The sequence below is a fragment of the Polycladomyces subterraneus genome (assembly GCF_030433435.1).
In the GTDB taxonomy this organism is placed as follows: domain Bacteria; phylum Bacillota; class Bacilli; order Thermoactinomycetales; family JIR-001; genus Polycladomyces; species Polycladomyces subterraneus.
The window spans coordinates 40,984-58,804 of record NZ_JANRHH010000035.1 but is presented as its reverse complement, the minus strand read 5'-3'; the positions used below and the strand labels follow the sequence as shown (position 1 = coordinate 58,804).

Here is a 17,821-nt window from a genome sequence, read left to right as displayed (position 1 = left end):
AAAGTCTTTCTTCATGAAAAGAGCATATATGCTAGCTTGAGCAACTGTTGTTGTAACCTGAAATTCGTAACTTTCAAGCTACTGCAGGTGAATCGCTGAGTTTGGAAGTTCAGATATAGTTTGGTATAAAAAGGATATGGTTAGCACGGGAATTGATGCCAGAAAATTACACTACATAGCTTTGAATTGTCCTTTCAGAGAGCAGGTGGAGTGAGCCGGGAAAACGGTGGGGCGATCTTTAACAAGCATGTCCACAGAAAGGAAGTGGTTCTCATTTCAGATTGGCGGTTGTTTGTTGCCGTCCGGTTAGACCGACCGTGTCGGCAACTGCTGACTCAGTGGTGTGAACAGATCCGAAGCACCGGGTGGGATACTTTTGGCAAATGGGTGCACCCGGAAGACTATCATGTCACGCTCTTTTTCCTGGGGGCGTGTAAACCGGAACAAGTGCCGTATCTCCAGCAGCAATTGACTCGCGTAGCGGGAAAACAGACACCGTTCACCCTGAAGTTGAACGGAATCGGAGTCTTCGGTATTCCTCGCAGACCGCGTATCTTATGGGCCGGGGTGGACGGAGATGTTCCGACTTTGAACGCATTGCAGGAAAAAGTGGTACAAGCGTTGACGCCGCTCGGTTTTCATCGGGAGGATCGTCCGTTCCGTCCGCATATTACCTTGGCCAGACAATACAAACGGAACGATTTTGACGCCGAACAGGTGAACGAAATCGTTGTCTCAACTGCGGAAAGAGGGGCTGAGTGGATGGTCAAGGATCTGGTGTTGTACCGAACGATGTGGGGACGTGTACCGATGTATGAACCGATGGCGGTGTTACCGTTCCGGTGGGATGATCAAGGTGGGGAGAGATAGTTTGCTGAACGAGTTTTGTGAATTTGCGTTTGATAGGAACATGGTAGAGTCATAGCAAAAAAGAAAACGAGGCCTTGACAGAGAAATAAAGAGAAATTGAGATTCACAAAGCAAAAGCCCGCCACCGCGGGCATTAATAGTTTCTCCTGTGGGAAGCGTCGGGAGCTGCTACGGCCAAAATGTCTGCGGCATTACCGACAGGGGGATAAATCCACACGCGATTGATGGTTTGCTTGATTTTCTTCGCTTCTTTCTTTGTCGCTTTCACCGCGCGATCCCATCCTTCCGTAAACACTGCTCCCCAAGGACCCAGATCCAGACAGGTGACGTATCGTTCCTGCCGGTATGGTTTCATGGGCTCGCCGAGGAGATCGGCGGCGGCGTTATGCCCGGCGATTTTCCCTTGCGGAATCGCATGTTGGCAAGACATGAGGGCGTGATGTGTGTCGTCCGTTTTGGCTTTGGCGGTATCTCCCGCTGCAAAGATATGGGGATGGCCGTTGACGCGGAGAAACTCATCCACCAGAAGTCTGCCGAGTTCGTCTTTCTCGGCAGGGATCGTCCGGGTCAGGGGATTGGCGCGCATACCTGCGGCCCAGATAACTGTAGCGGCAGTGATCCGTTCCCCCGTATCCAATTCGACTCCGGTACGAGTGACAGATCGGATCGAGGTGGACAGTCTGGTTTCAATCCCGAGATCATCCAGGGCTTCTTGCACTACCGCACGCAGGTGAGGGCCCCAATCCGCCCCCAGTACCGGCCCTTTCTCTATGATCACGATGTTTCCATCGTTGAGGCCGATGTTTTGGAGACGATCCACCATTTCTGCTGCGATTTCCACTCCGGTAAACCCACCCCCGACAACCACAACCACTTCACGCCCCGGAACCGGATGATGCGGGAGACTGCGAAGATGGCGATCCAATTTCACGGCACCTTCATACGTGTCCACGTCAAATGTCCATTCGTCAAGTCCGGGGATATCCGGTCGGTGAAGACGGCTTCCGGCAGCCAGTACCAGACGGTCGTAAGACAGAGTCCGTTCCCCGTCGAGGACAATCTGTTTCTCCATAGGATGAACGAGACGTACCATGCCTTGGATGTTTCGTATTCCGACCGGCTGCAACACGGAATCCAGCGGAACGCGAACATCGCTGAGATCTTGCTCATACAATCGGGGACGAATGTGCAGATCCGGGTGGGGACTGATCAGTACGATTTCGATGTGATCCGCTTTTTTTTCGTGCAATTTCCAAGCCGCCCCGAGGGCACTCCACACTCCGGCAAACCCGCCCCCTACGATCACGAGCTTTTTCAAACGGATCACTCCTTATAGATAACAATTTTTGAACCGGTTGGATCAATTATAGGTCATCGAATAACTGGTTACATCTGAAAAGTAACACTGTTTCTCGCCGACGTCCATTAAAAGGGACGGTTGTTAAAATCGCTGAAGAGGTGTTTTCGGTCATTTGCTGTCCAACAGAAAGATGGTTTGTTTCCAGGTGCAGACTTTGTGCGTGTGGTGGCAGGTGCGAGCGAAAACCGGCTTACCTGGATTGGCGTGCATGGATAGACACGCCCTCGTCAAGGACGTGTCCCGAATACCGGCAGTGTGACGTGCGACTGATGATGTGGCCCGTGAAGGATATGGACGATTCCACCTAGTTGATGGGCGGCCTGCGGCAGAGGAGAGATGGAATGGGGAAAGTCACTTGGCCCAATGGCCACCCGAAGGCGGTGCCCTTTTTTGAGTACAGCGTTGGTGGGGAAAATCTCCACGTACAACCTTATGGGCTCACCCGGCGTCACCGGCAGAACAGAGTCACGGGTGTACGGATGCCACGGTTGTAGCAGTTCGCCGTCCACCACGCGGCTTTTGGCCCGGTCAGTCTTCCGCAGGGAAGCGGCCAACCAGCCTGCCGTCCATTCGGTGGACGTGCCGTCCGGGGCTACGTCCGTGATGCGGACGGAGATTACGGCTTCTCGCGCCGTCGTGACGAGGTCCACCTGTGCGCCGATGGGGCCAGATACTTTCAAATCCCGATCCAATGGTGGACTGGTGTAAGTGACTTCCGTCGCTTCCGTCAATCGATTGTCTTTGGCGCATGGTGTGGCTTGGATCGCACCGGCCGTCCATTGATTGGTACTGCCGGAACAGATGCCGTTGATCGGTTGTTGCACCATGACATCCGCTGTCTCCCTTTCCGCAGGGGTACGGCTCAATCCGCTCTTCTCGCGCAGATACCATCGCTCCACCCGTAAGCCGGGGCCAGGCCAATCACGTTGTGTCTCAAAATGTCCGCTTCCCAGTACGTACTGGGTGACGGCGGGGATGCGTTCCACATGGGTTTCGATCCCTTTGAGATACCGGTCAAACCAGCGGAGCGCGATCTGGTCCAGGGTTGGTACGCCATCCGCTGGCAATCCCGTACCAAAATCGCCGTGGGTCCAATTGCCGATGAGCAACTTTGTCGGCACCCTTCGCTTCAAGCGTTCGTACAACAACGGTTCGCCGCGTTGGAAAATATCGTGCAGACCGCCGGTAATAAACACAGGGACCTCCACCCGGTCCACCACTTCCAAAGGCGAACGCATCCTGTAGAACGGTCCGTCATATGCCAGGTCCCCACCACCGTACACCGAGGTAATGGAATTCAGGGGGAAATTGGTGGTGGCACCTGCGTGACCAATAACGACCCCGCCGGTACGCAGGGGATCATTCCACGTGTAGGTGGGCGGCAACAATCCGCCGGAAGTGACCAAGCCCATCCACAGGGGAATAAATCCCGTGTTGGCTTGTCCGCCTGACATCATGATGTCCCGGTACGCATCTCCCATGGGGACGATGGGAAACATCGCTTTTAAACCGGGTGGGTGTAGGGCGGCGGTAAAAAACTGGTTGATTGCCATATAGGAGGCGCCCCACAATCCCACTTTGCCGTTGCTCCACGGTTGGCTCGAAGCCCAGCGGACCAGATCGTAGCCGTCCTGTTGTTCAGCTGGGCCGAAGGCCTCCCAAGTTCCTTGGGAGCCACCCGTGCCGCGGGCGTCCACCACGACATGCACATAACCTCGTTCTACCAGATAACGGTTGCCCTGTCCCAATGCTCCGTTTTTGTTGTAGGGAGTTTGCGTGAGAATGACGGGAAAACGACCGGGAGCATCAGGACGGTAAACGTCCGCTGTCAGCACGATGCCGTCGCGCATGGGGATAGCGATGTCTTTGTCCACCACCACGCGGAATTGGGCTGGGCGATCGTAGGGTTCCCAACGAGGTTCGGTGGAACCGGCCGCCCGACTGGTCGAAGAAACGGGTAGCTGGACGGCCCACAGCAGTACTCCGAACAGTGTGATCCATGCAATCCATCGATAATAACGGATCATGAGTGTGATCCTCCTTAATCGAAATCGGGTTGTCCTCATCCCGACTATATAATATTCTGATAATATATAAAATAAGAAAAAGGTCGGATTTATTTGAGGTGGATAAGAGCAGAATGGGTATGCAACTGAGCTCGTTGACAAAAGAAATTGGAGTTTACAAAGAACTCATCATCGCCATGGGGCGTACAGGGATCTTGGGCTATGGAGGAGGACCCTCGGTCATTCCACTCATTCGATATGAGGCGGTCACCAGATATCGTTGGGTGGATGATGAGGAGTTCGGAGAGATTCTAGCTCTGGCTAACACGCTTCCAGGGCCGATTGCCACGAAGATGGCAGCCTATCTCGGATACAGACAAAAAGGGGCAATAGGAGCCGTGATAGCAGTTCTCGCTCATATTCTGCCCACGAGTGTTGCGATGATCGCCCTCCTCGGCATTCTGTACGCGTTGCGACATTCCAGGATGGTGGCGGGGATGATCGCGGCTGTCCGGCCTGTTATTTTTGTCATGCTCGGAATGATGGCTTACGAATTTGCGGCAAAAGCGTGGAAAGGACTCGGTAAAGGGTTTGCAATCGGATTTGGATTTGTTGCGTTTTTTTTACTCCATGTGTTGGATATCCATCCTGGAATCGTCGTTGCCATATTCTTGATTTACGGATCCTTCCATCTGAAAATCATGGAGCGATTCAAACAGAAACAGGAAGAGAAAGGAACATGATGATGGATTGGTTGAAGCTGTTCTGGGGTTTTTTCGTCGCCAATGTGCTTGGTTATGGTGGAGGTCCTTCCTCCATCCCTTTGATGCAAGAGGAGATCGTAAAGCATTACGGCTGGTTGAGCAATGAACAATTTGCGGATGTACTGGCAGTGGGAAATGCCTTGCCAGGTCCCATCGCAACAAAAATTGCCGCGTTTGTGGGTTATCAAGAGGCCGGATGGTGGGGATTTGTGATTACTACAGTCGCCACTGTGGTCCCCTCGGCGATTGCTTTAATTTTTCTTTTACAAATCGTCAACCGTTTTCGGCAATCTTCCGTCGTGAAAGGAATGACCTTGTTGGTACAACCTTTGATCGCGGTCCTGATGGTCGGTTTGACTTGGGAGATGGGAGAAGTTTCTGTAGCCTCAATCGGAATTTGGCAATCTTTAGGGATTTCGGCTGTCTCACTCTGGGCGATGACCAAAGGGCGCATTCACCCTGCACTGGTGATCGTTGCTGCCTTCGTGTATGGGAGCTTGGTATTGTCTCATCAAATAGTAGCCTGAAAGGAGGAGCGCAATTGAAATACGATCCAGTCTATTATCCATACCCATCACGTCGAACCGTGATATACGCCAAAAACGGGATGGTTGCCACCTCGCAACCGCTTGCCGCTCAAGCAGGAATAGACATCCTGAAGAAGGGCGGAAACGCGATCGATGCGGCTGTTGCGACAGCGGCTACGCTGACTGTAGCGGAACCTACGTCAAACGGAATTGGCGGAGACGCTTTTGCACTGATCTGGACAAAAGGAAAGCTCTATGGATTGAACGCCAGCGGTCCTGCCCCGCGGAATCTGTCCATCGACGCGTTAAATAGAGCCGGAGTTGAACAAATCCCCAAATATGGTTTTATTCCTGTGACTGTCCCCGGAGCACCGGCTGCTTGGGCAGAACTGTCTTCTAGTTTTGGTAAACTCCCTTTCACAGAAGTGCTCAAACCCGCTATTGAATATGCGGAGAATGGATACCCGATTACGCCGGTGCTTGGAACTTATTGGGCCAGAGCGTTTCGCATTTATAGCCGTAATTTGAAAGGAAGTGAATTTCAATCATGGTTCGATACATTCGCTCCGGAAGGTAGGGCTCCCGAGATTGGTGAGATATGGCGTTCACCCGATCATGCCAAAACGTTGCAGTTGATCGCCGAAACGAAAGCGGAATCGTTCTATCGCGGCGAATTAGCCGAGAAGATGGATCAGTTTTCGAGACAATATGGAGGCTATCTCAGATTGGAGGACCTAGTCGCATATCAACCGGAATGGGTGGATCCCATCCGTGTAAATTATCGCGGTTACGATGTATGGGAACTCCCGCCAAACGGCCACGGGTTAGTGGCTCTGATGGCCTTGAATATCTTGAAGGGGTTTGATTTCTCAGAACGCGACACGGTCGATACGTACCATAAACAGATTGAAGCGATGAAGTTGGCTTATGTGGACGGAAAAAAATATATTGCAGATCCTCGCAAAATGTCAGTACGGGTAGAGGATTTGCTGTCTGATGCGTACGCGGAAGAACGCCGCCGGCTAATCGGAAAAGAAGCGCTACAACCGGAACCGGGTCAGCCTCCCCAAGGGGGGACGGTCTATTTGTGTACCGCAGACAGTGAAGGAAATATGGTGTCCTTCATCCAGAGTAACTACATGGGTTTTGGATCCGGGCTGGTGGTACCGGGCACGGGTATTGCTTTGCACAACCGAGGTCATAACTTTACGTTGGATCCTGCTCATGACAATTGTCTCGAACCCGGAAAAAAACCATATCACACCATTATACCTGGCTTTATGACGAAAAGTGGAAAACCAGTGGGTCCGTTTGGGGTTATGGGCGGTTTTATGCAGCCTCAAGGGCATGTGCAGGTTGTGATGAACACAGTCGACTTTCATCTCAATCCGCAAGCGGCGTTAGATGCTCCAAGGTGGCAGTGGATCGAAGGAAAAACGGTAGAGTTGGAGCATACCACTCCGGCACATATTGCAGAAGCCCTTGCACGTCTAGGGCATGATGTCAAATGGGCAATGGGATCGGGCAGCTTCGGACGCGGTCAGATCATATGGAGAACGGAAAATGGTGTTCTTGTCGGGGGGACAGAACCACGTACGGACGGACAAATAGCGGCCTGTTGAGACTCTACACGGCTGAGGCCGTGGGATTCTTGGGTAGTACACGTCCTCAGACCATTTCTGTTTCGGACAACTCCCAAGTTCAGGGCTGTCTCATCAGCCCATACCATGCAGTTCTACAGCTGGGCTGCATGTACCCACATGGGCGGGACACCTGTTACCAGTGTCCTAGTTCCTTTTTTCACTCTCATGGTTTTACCCAGCGGGAGAGAACTGGTTCGCCGCTGGAACCCCATACCATAACGTTTTCAAGGAACGGAACCCGCTACCAGTGGGATAAGCACCGCTCATATGTTCGATTTACTATAGACAGGTTGCTCTTGCCATCCCCACAAGGGGGATTCCGAGCAAAGCCAACGATTAAAACCGTGGGCTTTTAGGCGGCAGTTTCTGTAATTACTCACTCTTGACAAAATGGGCGAACCACTCGCGATTTCGGAAGTGGATCCGAACACCCAATGTAATTTCCATCATTATGATACATGCTGAATTTCATTGACGAAATCGAGTCATGCTTGATATTATTAGATTGTAACCGGTTACATTTTGAAGTGGAGTGAGTGCAAAAAAGTGGCAACGATCCGTGATGTGGCTAAAAGAGCCGGGGTGTCTGTCGCAACCGTTTCCCGCGTGCTTAACGAAACGGGCTATGTTCACGCAGACACCAAAGCCGCAGTCATAAAGGCCATCAAAGAATTGAATTACAAGCCCAACTATGTTGCCCGTTCTTTGTATAAAAAGAGCTCCCGTTTGATCGGGCTGATTCTGCCGGACATCACCAATCCCTTTTTTCCAGAATTAGCCCGCGCCGTAGAGGACGTCGCTCACCAATATGGTTATACCGTGGTTTTGTGCAATTCAGACGGAGACCTGGAAAAGGAAAAAAATTATCTCGACGTTTTAACACAAAATCACGCAGACGGACTGATTGTGACCACCAACCGTCAAAATAATATGAATTATATTGATCTGGATATTCCAGTGGTTGCCTTAGACCGGACCCTTCATGAATCCATTCCCGAGGTTCGTGCTGACCACTATGGCGGCGGAAAAATGGCAACAGAATTGCTCATTCAGCGCGGCTGTACTTTCATCGCCCATGTGCGCGGTCCCAGCCAACTCGGCCCGGCCGATGAGCGCTGTCGGGGGTTTGTCAATGCGGCCGAACAAGCCGGTATCGCTTATCACATTGTGGAAAGTCAGTTTGACATCCCCATCAGCGAACAAACAGTCAGCGAACTGCTGGACACTTATCCCCAAATCGACGGAATCTTTGCTGGAAACGATTTGATCGCTGTGGCCGCTGTAAAAGTGGCATTAAAAAGAGGGATCTCCATTCCCGAAGAGTTGCAGGTGGTCGGATTTGACGGGATTCCCCTAAGCGCATGTTTTTATCCTGCGATCACCACCATCGTCCAGCCGATTTATGAAATGGGCAAATGGGCGACGGAGCTTCTCATTCAATTGATTACGAAAAAGAACATTGCAGCTAAAACCCATTGTTTTCCTGTCAAACTGGCCGAACGAGAGACTACAAAAAGGATGGGATAAGATGGGCAAGATTGTCGTTGTAGGCAGTTCCAGTATCGACTTGGTGGTTACCTCACCCAAACGCCCCATCGCGGGCGAAACTGTCATCGGTGAAACGTTTCATATCGTTCCCGGTGGAAAAGGCGCGAATCAGGCTGTGGCGGCGGCCAGGGCGGGCGCCGAAGTGGAGATGGTCGGAGCCGTGGGGAACGACCAATTCGGCGACATGGTGCTGGACAATTTTCAAAAACAAGGCGTTTCTACGACATACATGAAACCGGTTACACATAAAAGCACCGGTATCGCCCATATCGTCATTGCTGAAGAGGATAACAGTATTGTGGTCGTTCCCGGCGCCAACAGCGAAGTCGATCGGGGGCTTGTGGATCGGGCGAAAGAGGCGATCAAAGCCGCCTCAGTCGTTCTTTTACAGTTGGAAATTCCTTTGGATACTGTGATGTATGTTGCTGATCTCTGCAAAAAATGGAACGTTCCGGTTATTTTGAATCCGGCACCTGCTACAATTTTGCCTCCCGACTTGATTGAAAAAGTGACCTACCTGACGCCCAATGAGCATGAATGCCGGGCCATTTTTAAGGACTGCGTAGATGTTGAAGAGATTTTGAAACGGTATCCCAACAAAATCATTATGTCGGAAGGGAGCCAAGGTGCCCGATATTTTGACGGCGACCAATTTGTTCGTGTTCCAGCCTTGTCGGTAGACGTGGTTGATACAACCGGGGCGGGAGATACATTTAACGGCGTGTTTGCCGTGGCTCTGGCCCAAGGGCTTCCCCTCAAACAAGCGATTCGCTATGGATGCGTAGCGGCGAGCCTATCCGTGACCAAGCTGGGAGCACAGGGGGGCATGCCCACCATGGAGGAAATCCTTAAACATGTGGGGGATGAGCATTGAAAAAACTGGGGATCTTGAACAGCGAAATTGCCGGTGTGCTGGCGAAAATGGGGCATACCGACACCATTGTCATCGCCGATTGTGGGTTGCCGATCCCGGATCATGTTCACCGGATCGATTTGGCCATTCGGCTGGGAAAACCTACTTTTTTGGAAGTGGCCGAAGCGATCAGAGATGATATGGTGATCGAAAAGATCACCCTCGCCTCGGAGATCAAACAGTACAATCCTGACCTCTTGCGGGAAGTGGAGCGATTGTTTGCCCCTGAAGCAAAAGAATTCGTGCCGCACGAGCAATTCAAAGCCCTGATGCAAAGGGCCAAAGCCGTGATCCGTACCGGGGAGAACTCACCTTACGCCAATGTTATCCTTCATGCCGGCGTCATCTTCTAGCGATTGGAAAGGTGGGAACTTATGCAAATCGAGATGAAAAATATCTCCAAATCGTTTAACGGCGTTCCCGTACTGAAGAATGTGCAGCTTTCGATCCTCCCCGGGGAAGTTCACGCACTGATGGGCGAGAACGGGGCTGGTAAGTCCACGTTGGTGAAAATTTTGACCGGTGTCTACGAAAAGGATGCCGGAACCATTTTTATCAACGGTAAGGAAACTGTTTTCAGAAATCCCAAACAGGCCGAAGAAGCCGGCATCGCTTTTATTCATCAGGAGCTGAACATTTGGCCCAACCTGACCGTGGCCGAAAATCTCTTTTTGGGCCGGGAACATCAATACGGAAAAACAGGTATCCTCAAAAACAAGGAAATGAACCGGTTGGCGGAAGAGAGACTGGCCCATTTGGGTATGGAGATCAAGGCTACCACCTTGGCCGGAAACCTATCTGTTGGTCAGCAACAAATGATTGAAATCGCCAAAGCACTCATGACCAATGCTGAAGTGATCATCATGGACGAGCCAACATCGGCTTTGACCGATCGCGAAATCGATACCTTGTTCAAGGTGATTCAAAAACTGAAGAAACAGGGTGTCTCCTTCATCTATATCTCCCACCGGATGGAGGAAATCTTCCATCTATGTGACCGGATCACGATTTTGCGTGATGGGCAATATATCGCCACCAAACCGATCAAGGAAACCTCCATGGATGAAGTGGTGCGATTCATGGTGGGAAGAACCCTTGGGGAACGTTTTCCTCAGTTGACCCATCAGGCCAAGGACGTCTTTTTGGAAGTGAAACAATTGACCAAACGCGGGGTATTTGAAAATATTTCTTTCCATGTTCGGCAAGGGGAAATTCTCGGCGTGGCCGGCCTGATGGGAGCCGGACGAACCGAAATCATGAAGGCGATCTTCGGTTTCTCCCCAGCTGACAAAGGGGAAATCTTCATTCAAGGCAAGCGGGTTCGCATCAAAAATCCGCACGATGCCATCCGTCATGAAATCGGGTTCGTAACAGAAGACCGCAAATCAGAAGGGCTGATCCTCCATTTTTCTATCCGTGAGAACATCGCTCTTCCCAACCTGAAGCGCTTCAGCTCCTACGGCTGGATTTCCGAACAAGAGGAAAAGACGTTTGTGGAAGAGTTGGTGCAAAAGTTAAGTGTGAAAACAACCGGAATCTCGCAACCAGTCAAATCCTTAAGTGGCGGAAACCAGCAAAAAGTGGTGCTCGCCAAATGGTTGGGAATTGAACCCAAACTATTGATCCTGGATGAACCAACCCGCGGCGTGGACATCGGAGCTAAAAAAGAGATTTATTTCTTGATTCAGCAATTGGCCGAACGTGGCGTGGCGATCATCATGGTCTCGTCGGAACTCCCTGAACTGCTTAGCATGTGCAACCGCATCATGGTGATTCATGAAGGCAGGATCAGCGGTTTTCTGGATCGTGAAGAAGCGACGCAAGAAACGATCATGAATCTGGCAACTGGAGGAAAATGATGGTGACTACTACACGAAAGCAATCGGTTCGTTTCCTGGAGAGATTCGGGGCTTTATTCGGTTTGCTGGCTATCATTCTGGTCTTGTCCATTTTAAGCCCTAGTTTTTTATCCCTCTCCAACTTGTTGAATGTCCTCAGGCAAGTATCCATTAATGCATTGATCGCGTTTGGGATGACGTTCGTCATTTTGACTGGTGGCATCGATTTGTCCGTCGGTTCCATATTGGCTCTCTCCAGCGCGATTGTTGCCCAACTCCTGGCAAGCGGTATGAGCTTTATCCCCGCACTGTTCATCGGTCTTTTGGTCGGGGCACTGTTGGGATTGTTTAACGGACTGGTGATAACCCAAGGCAAGGTGGCGCCATTCATTGTCACCTTGGCGACGATGACCGTCTATCGCGGGCTTACCTTGGTGTATACCGACGGAAGGCCCATCACCAACATGGGAGACGACTTAGCCTTTCAGATGTTCGGTCGGGGCTATTTCTTCGGTATTCCGGTTCCCGTCATCACGATGTTAATCACCTTCATTCTTCTTTATTTCCTCTTGAAAAAAACCACCTTGGGGCGCAAAACCTATGCCATCGGGGGAAATGAGGAAGCGGCTATTCTGGCGGGAATCCGCGTCAGTCGCGTTAAATGGTTCGTTTACACCTTGGCTGGCTTACTTTCTGCACTGGCCGGAGTGATCCTCACTTCCCGCCTCCATTCCGCAGAACCGACGGCAGGCACTTCCTACGAGCTGGATGCGATTGCCGCCGTCGTGTTAGGAGGGACCAGCCTGTCTGGTGGCAAAGGTTCCATTGTCGGGACAATGATTGGGGCTTTAATCATTGGCACACTGAATAATGGGTTGAACCTATTAGGGGTATCCTCTTTCTACCAGTTGGTTGTCAAAGGTCTTGTCATATTAATTGCGATTTTGCTTGACCGCAAATCCACTTCGTGAGCGACCCGCTACTGAAGGCGGCAAAGCTTCCCGGTCCACTGAACCCATCAACGCGGTGTTCACATCGGAGGCTCGCCGGTGTCAATATTCCTTCTTAAAAGAATGGAAAGGAGTTTTTCTCATGAAAAAGATGAAACGTTGGCTCATCGTTCTGTTGGTCAGTATGGTTGGCTTGGTCGGTTGTTCCCTGCAATCACCTGGTTCTGCTGGTCACGAAACCGGAAAAAAATCCGGACCTTATACCATCGGTTTGTCCTTGTCCACTTTGAACAATCCGTTTTTTGTCAGCTTAAAAGAAGGGGCAGAGAAAAAAGCCAAAGCGTTGGGCATGAAAGTGATTACGGTGGATGCGCAAAACAGCTCTGCCAAACAAACGAATGACATTGAAGATTTGATCCAAAAACAAGTCGATTTGATCATCATCAATCCCACCGACTCTGATGCGGTCGTTTCGGCTGTCCAAGCGGCCAATGACGCCAACATCCCCGTGATCACGGTTGATCGTGCTGCCAATCAGGGCAAAGTTGTCTCCCACATCGCGTCCAACAATGTGGCTGGCGGTAAAATGGCGGGACAATATTTGTTAAGCTTGGTAGGCAAGGGGGCCAATGTTGTCGAGTTGGAAGGGATTCCCGGTTCTTCCGCCGCCCGTGAACGAGGTCAAGGGTTTGAGCAAGCGGTGAAAGGCCAGCTCCATATTGTAACCAAACAAACGGCCAACTTTGACCGGGCACAAGGGTTATCCGTCATGGAAAACATTTTGCAAGGTAATCAAAACATCAAAGGCGTTTTTGCCCAAAATGATGAGATGGCCTTGGGAGCCCTGGAAGCCTTAAAAGCGGCAGGGATGAAAGACGTAAAAGTGGTCGGATTTGATGCCACTCCCGATGCTGTCGCCGCTGTCAAGAGAGGGGAAATGGCTGCCACTATTGCCCAAAAGCCTGCCATCATGGGTGAAAGAGCGATCGAAACGGCCAAACAGTACTTGGAAGGAAAAAAAGTCAGCCCCAAAATTTCGATCAGCTTGGACTTGATCAAGCAATAACACAAAAACCGATCACTGCCAAGAAGGAGCCTTCCAAAATGGGAGGCTCTATTTCTTTTGAGGCTTTTGGATGGAGCTTTTTTTCGTTTCTGATATATAACAGCGTGACTTGCTCCAGAGGGACTCCCGTTGATCGCAGAGCCTTCTCGTTTCTTCTGGCGTGGCAACCCACATCCCTCCACGATGGCTTCGTCCAATGGAGAGGATTTCGTTTAACGAGTTTTTGCTTGCTATCATCCCACCGCTGAAGGGCAGGGTTTTCCCGCTCGCTCTTTATCAACCCCCATTTCTACGCTCTTTTCCACCGTGTGATCAGTTTTTTGTGACATTTTTCAAAAAAGGGCTTGTAGTCGCAATTGAACTGTACTATAATAACAACCGTAACATAAATCTGTACCAATACAGATGGATGCAGCAAAGGGGGTACAACGGTGCCGACACAGACGACACAGTATGCGGAAGGAGTCGAGGTGGAACGGGTTACCCCGACGTTTGCGGAAATCCTGACGCCGGAAGCAGTGGCATTTGTGGCCGGGTTGGAACGGAAATTCGGCAGGCGGCGAATCGAGCTGCTTCAGCGGCGAGCTGAGCGGCAAAAACGGTTTGATGCTGGCGAGAAGCCGGGGTTTCTCCCGGAGACGGAGGAGATCCGCAAAGGGGACTGGAAGATCGCACCCGTGCCCGAGGATTTGCAGGATCGTCGGGTGGAAATCACCGGACCCGCAGGGGACCGTAAGATGGTGATCAACGCGCTCAATTCCGGTGCGAAGGTATTCATGGCCGACTTTGAAGATGCCAACTCGCCCACTTGGGAAAACACGGTGGGAGGCCAGATTCACCTGCGGGACGCGATCCGCCGTCAGATCGATTTCGTCACGCCTGAAGGCAAAGCGTACAAACTGAAGGAAAAAACGGCCACCCTGATCGTACGGCCGCGCGGTTGGCATCTGGTAGAAAAGCATATGAAGGTGGACGGAAAACCGGTGTCGGCCAGTCTATTCGACTTCGGCCTCTACTTTTTCCACAATGCCCGGGCGTTGATGGAGAGAGGAACCGGTCCCTATTTCTACCTTCCCAAAATGGAGAGTCATTTGGAAGCGCGGCTATGGAACGACGTATTCGTGTATGCGCAGGAGCAGTTGGGCATTCCGCGAGGCACCATCAAGGCGACGGTATTGATCGAAACGATTCTGGCCGCGTTTGAGATGGATGAAATCCTATACGAATTGCGGGAACACGCGGCTGGTCTCAACTGTGGCCGCTGGGACTATATTTTCAGTTATATCAAAACCCTGCGCAATCACCCCGAAGTCATTTTACCCGACCGGGGCGATGTGACGATGACGGTCCCTTTCATGCGGGCATACACCCAGCTGACCATCAAAACCTGCCACAAGCGGGGGGCTCATGCGATCGGCGGGATGGCCGCGCAGATCCCGGTGAAAAATGACCCGGAAGCCAATGAGCGGGCGCTGCAAAAGGTGCGCGAGGACAAGGAGCGGGAAGCGCGCGACGGACACGACGGCACGTGGGTGGCTCACCCGGGACTGGTGCCGGTGGCGATGGAAGTGTTTGACCGGTTGATGTCGACGGCCAACCAAGTGAACCGTCAGCGTGATGACGTAAAAGTGACGGCGGAAGATTTGCTGGAAGTGCCGACAGGAGCCATCACGGAACAGGGTTTGCGCAATAACATTTCCGTGGGGATACAGTACCTGGAAGCATGGCTGAGAGGATATGGGGCTGTGGCCATCAACCACCTGATGGAGGATGCCGCCACCGCGGAAATTTCACGAGCGCAGGTATGGCAGTGGATTCGTCATCCCAAAGGTGTACTTGATGACGGGCGGAAGGTGACGATAGAGATGGTAGAAACGTTGTTACAGGAAGAATTGGCTAAAATCCGGGAACAAGTGGGAGAAGAAACTTTCCAAAACGGACGATATGAACTGGCGGCCCAATTGTTTATGGAGTGGACCCGACAGGATGAGTTAATCGATTTTCTCACCCTGCCAGCCTATCAATATCTGGACTAAATCATAGGGAAAGGACGATTGCAGTATGATCGATCAAGCCGAAGTGAAAAAATTGAAGGAAGAATGGGAAAACGACGAGCGTTGGAAAGGGATTGAACGTCCGTATCAACCGGAAGACGTCCTTCGTCTGCGTGGTTCCATTCAAATCGAGTACACGTTGGCCCGCAAAGGCGCCGAACGCCTGTGGCATTTGCTCCATACTGAGCACCATGTGAAGGCCTTAGGCGCGTTGACCGGGAACCAAGCAGTTCAACAAGTCAAGGCAGGATTAAAAGCGATCTACCTGAGCGGCTGGCAAGTGGCGGCGGACGCCAACCTGGCCGGTCAGATGTACCCGGATCAAAGCCTGTATCCGGCCAACAGCGTGCCGCATGTGGTGAAACGGATCAACCAGGCGTTGCAACGGGCTGACCAAATCGAACATGCGGAAGGAAAATCCGACACGTATTGGTTTGCTCCGATCGTGGCCGACGCAGAAGCGGGATTTGGCGGTCCGCTCAACGTATTTGAGCTGATGAAAAGCATGATCGAAGCGGGGGCCGCAGGGGTTCACTTCGAGGATCAGTTGTCCTCCGAAAAGAAATGCGGTCACCTGGGCGGAAAAGTGCTCCTGCCGACGCAACAGGCGATTCGCAATTTGGTCGCCGCCCGTCTCGCCGCTGACGTGATGGGTGTCCCCACCGTGCTGATCGCCCGGACGGATGCCAACGCTGCCCAATTGATCACCAGCGATATCGATCCGCGCGATCGGGAATTTATCACAGGCGAGCGGACACCGGAAGGCTTCTTCCGCACGCAGGGCGGATTGGACGCCGCGATCGCCCGCGGATTGGCCTATGCACCGTACGCCGATTTGATCTGGTGTGAGACGTCCGAGCCTAACCTGGAAGAAGCCCGTCGCTTTGCCGAGGCGATTCACGAGAAGTTCCCGGGCAAATTGCTCGCCTACAACTGCTCGCCCTCGTTCAACTGGAAGAAAAAGTTGGACGACGACACGATTGCCCGTTTCCAACACGAGTTGGGCGAAATGGGCTACAAGTTCCAATTCATTACGCTGGCCGGGTTCCACACGCTCAACCACAGCATGTTTGAGTTGGCACGCAAATACCGCGACCATGGCATGACGGCCTACGCCGAATTGCAACAGGCCGAGTTTGCCAGCGAGAAATACGGTTACACGGCCACGCGCCATCAGCGTGAAGTGGGGACCGGTTACTTCGACGAGGTGTCGATGGTGATCTCCGGCGGTAACGCCTCGACGACGGCACTGGCGGGATCGACCGAAGCCGAGCAATTCACTGCCTGATCGGTTTGAACGAGTCCTTTGCCTCTAATGTCAACCCCTCCTAAGGAATTCTTCCACTTTCCCTTTCGGCACCGGATGGCCTGCCGAAAGGGCTTTTTTTATTATCCCACGTACCGCAAGCAAATACGGTCGATATCAGGGCCGTATGATTCACCAAACAAATTAAGATGCACCAACAAGTAATAGAGTTGGTAAAGTGGCTTTCGCTCCTCGTAACCCGGCTCCAGTGGATACACCTCTTGGTAGGACTCGTAAAAAGCCGATGGAAAGCCACCGAAAAGCTCGGTCATGGCCATGTCCACTTCCCGATGACCGTAAAATGTCGCCGGGTCGATCAGCCAAGGCAGTCCTTCTTTTCCTGTCATCCAGTTGCCGCCCCACAAATCACCATGAAGCAATGCGGGACGGATGTCGGGGACATCCAGCCATTCCTCTAGGCGATCCAAGAGTCTGTTTAATCGTTTCGCCCTTGTAGAGGGAAGGCGGTGTTGCCGGGCGGCCAGCTCGATCTGTGGGAGCAACCGTCGCTCACGGTAAAAGTTGGTCCAGCTGTCCATCCAACCGTTGGCTTGCGGGAGCGGTCCGATGAAATTGTCCGCATCCAAGCCGTACGCTTCCCTCCGATGAGAATGAAGCGTGGCCAGCATTCTACCCAATGCTTCGGCAACGCGGCGGGAGGAGCCTCCCGCACCCGATGCGGGAATCCACTCCATCAAAATCCAACCGTCATGCCCATCACGGAATGCGTACACCTCAGGGACACGAGCGCCCGCATCGGCCAACAAACGAAGCCCGTCCCGTTCGGCACGGAAAAAACCGTCGGGGGCACCCTGTTTCCATTTAAAAAAGTAGAGATGCTTGTAAGTCTCAACCTGAAAGGCACGACTGATACTGCCCCCGGAAATCGGTTGAACGGATACGATGGAATCAGGAATTTCACCGACGGTTTGCAACGCCTCATGCAAAGTGGACATGTCCGTTTGGGAGTGCATAT

General features: G+C 52.0%; 14 protein-coding genes and 1 pseudogene. 12 read left to right on the top strand and 3 right to left on the bottom strand.

Annotated elements, in window-relative coordinates:
* Positions 1-210: 210 nt before the first annotated feature.
* Positions 211-870 carry an RNA 2',3'-cyclic phosphodiesterase gene (gene thpR, locus NWF35_RS08745; RefSeq protein WP_301238672.1) on the top strand — a complete coding sequence of 220 codons (660 nt, stop codon included), beginning with the start codon at positions 211-213 and terminating at the stop codon, positions 868-870.
* Positions 871-1,003: 133 nt separating this feature from the next.
* Here the strand turns inward: thpR and NWF35_RS08740 are convergent, their stop codons facing one another.
* Together NWF35_RS08740 and NWF35_RS08735 are read right to left on the bottom strand one after the other, a co-directional pair.
* Positions 1,004-2,188: an NAD(P)/FAD-dependent oxidoreductase gene (locus NWF35_RS08740; RefSeq protein WP_301238671.1), complete on the bottom strand. Its 1,185-nt coding sequence runs from the start codon at positions 2,186-2,188 to the stop codon at positions 1,004-1,006.
* A gap of 269 nt (positions 2,189-2,457) precedes the next feature.
* Positions 2,458-4,257, bottom strand: coding sequence for a CocE/NonD family hydrolase (locus NWF35_RS08735; protein ID WP_301238670.1), 1,800 nt, complete (start codon positions 4,255-4,257; stop codon positions 2,458-2,460).
* A 113-nt stretch (positions 4,258-4,370) separates the two neighbouring features.
* Here NWF35_RS08735 and chrB point away from each other — a divergent pair, with 113 nt between their 5' ends.
* From chrB to aceA, 11 genes and pseudogenes are all read left to right on the top strand, one after another.
* Positions 4,371-4,979 (top strand): chromate efflux transporter ChrB, encoded by a 609-nt coding sequence (chrB, locus tag NWF35_RS08730; RefSeq protein WP_301238669.1) that lies wholly within the window; start codon positions 4,371-4,373, stop codon positions 4,977-4,979.
* A complete protein-coding gene (gene chrA, locus NWF35_RS08725) occupies positions 4,979-5,527 on the top strand; it encodes a chromate efflux transporter ChrA (RefSeq protein WP_301238744.1) in 549 nt (182 codons plus the stop codon). The genes chrB and chrA overlap by 1 nt, the downstream gene beginning before the upstream one ends.
* Before the next feature lie 80 nt (positions 5,528-5,607).
* Complete coding sequence (locus NWF35_RS08720) at positions 5,608-7,149, top strand: gamma-glutamyltransferase family protein (protein ID WP_301238743.1); 1,542 nt, start codon at positions 5,608-5,610, stop codon at positions 7,147-7,149.
* 567 nt (positions 7,150-7,716) lie between these two features.
* Entirely contained in the window at positions 7,717-8,697 is a 981-nt protein-coding gene (locus tag NWF35_RS08715; RefSeq protein ID WP_301238668.1) for a LacI family DNA-binding transcriptional regulator, read from the top strand.
* Position 8,698: 1 nt separating this feature from the next.
* Positions 8,699-9,592 (top strand): ribokinase, encoded by an 894-nt coding sequence (gene rbsK / locus NWF35_RS08710; RefSeq protein WP_301238667.1) that lies wholly within the window; start codon positions 8,699-8,701, stop codon positions 9,590-9,592.
* Complete coding sequence (rbsD, locus tag NWF35_RS08705; protein WP_301238666.1) at positions 9,589-9,984, top strand: D-ribose pyranase; 396 nt, start codon at positions 9,589-9,591, stop codon at positions 9,982-9,984. Before rbsK ends, rbsD begins: the two co-directional genes overlap by 4 nt.
* A 21-nt stretch (positions 9,985-10,005) precedes the next feature.
* Entirely contained in the window at positions 10,006-11,490 is a 1,485-nt protein-coding gene (locus NWF35_RS08700; protein ID WP_301238665.1) for a sugar ABC transporter ATP-binding protein, read from the top strand.
* An 83-nt stretch (positions 11,491-11,573) separates the two neighbouring features.
* Positions 11,574-12,440: pseudogene (locus NWF35_RS08695) on the top strand (ABC transporter permease subunit); the annotation flags it as partial.
* A gap of 130 nt (positions 12,441-12,570) precedes the next feature.
* Positions 12,571-13,485 (top strand): ribose ABC transporter substrate-binding protein RbsB, encoded by a 915-nt coding sequence (rbsB, locus tag NWF35_RS08690; RefSeq protein WP_301238742.1) that lies wholly within the window; start codon positions 12,571-12,573, stop codon positions 13,483-13,485.
* A 431-nt stretch (positions 13,486-13,916) separates the two neighbouring features.
* A complete protein-coding gene (aceB, locus tag NWF35_RS08685) occupies positions 13,917-15,521 on the top strand; it encodes a malate synthase A (protein WP_301238663.1) in 1,605 nt (534 codons plus the stop codon).
* Between the two features lie 25 nt (positions 15,522-15,546).
* Positions 15,547-16,827, top strand: coding sequence for an isocitrate lyase (aceA, locus tag NWF35_RS08680; protein ID WP_301238662.1), 1,281 nt, complete (start codon positions 15,547-15,549; stop codon positions 16,825-16,827).
* A 101-nt stretch (positions 16,828-16,928) separates the two neighbouring features.
* On the opposite strand, the gene NWF35_RS08675 is transcribed toward aceA, so the two are convergent.
* Positions 16,929-17,819, bottom strand: a complete 891-nt coding sequence (locus NWF35_RS08675; RefSeq protein ID WP_301238661.1) for a fructosamine kinase family protein — start codon at positions 17,817-17,819, stop codon at positions 16,929-16,931.
* Positions 17,820-17,821 lie beyond the last annotated feature (2 nt).

Bases quoted from the DNA above. Each gene is read 5' to 3' on its own strand.
- NWF35_RS08735 (WP_301238670.1), bottom strand. From the start codon at position 4,257: ATGATCCGTTATTATCGATGGATTGCATGGATCACACTGTTCGGAGTA.
- rbsB (WP_301238742.1), top strand. From the start codon at position 12,571: ATGAAACGTTGGCTCATCGTTCTGTTGGTCAGTATGGTTGGCTTGGTC.
- NWF35_RS08675 (WP_301238661.1), bottom strand. From the start codon at position 17,819: ATGCACTCCCAAACGGACATGTCCACTTTGCATGAGGCGTTGCAAACC.
- chrB (WP_301238669.1), top strand. From the start codon at position 4,371: ATGGGTATGCAACTGAGCTCGTTGACAAAAGAAATTGGAGTTTACAAA.
- rbsK (WP_301238667.1), top strand. From the start codon at position 8,699: ATGGGCAAGATTGTCGTTGTAGGCAGTTCCAGTATCGACTTGGTGGTT.
- NWF35_RS08720 (WP_301238743.1), top strand. From the start codon at position 5,608: ATGGTTGCCACCTCGCAACCGCTTGCCGCTCAAGCAGGAATAGACATC.
- aceA (WP_301238662.1), top strand. From the start codon at position 15,547: ATGATCGATCAAGCCGAAGTGAAAAAATTGAAGGAAGAATGGGAAAAC.
- chrA (WP_301238744.1), top strand. From the start codon at position 4,979: ATGATGGATTGGTTGAAGCTGTTCTGGGGTTTTTTCGTCGCCAATGTG.
- NWF35_RS08700 (WP_301238665.1), top strand. From the start codon at position 10,006: ATGCAAATCGAGATGAAAAATATCTCCAAATCGTTTAACGGCGTTCCC.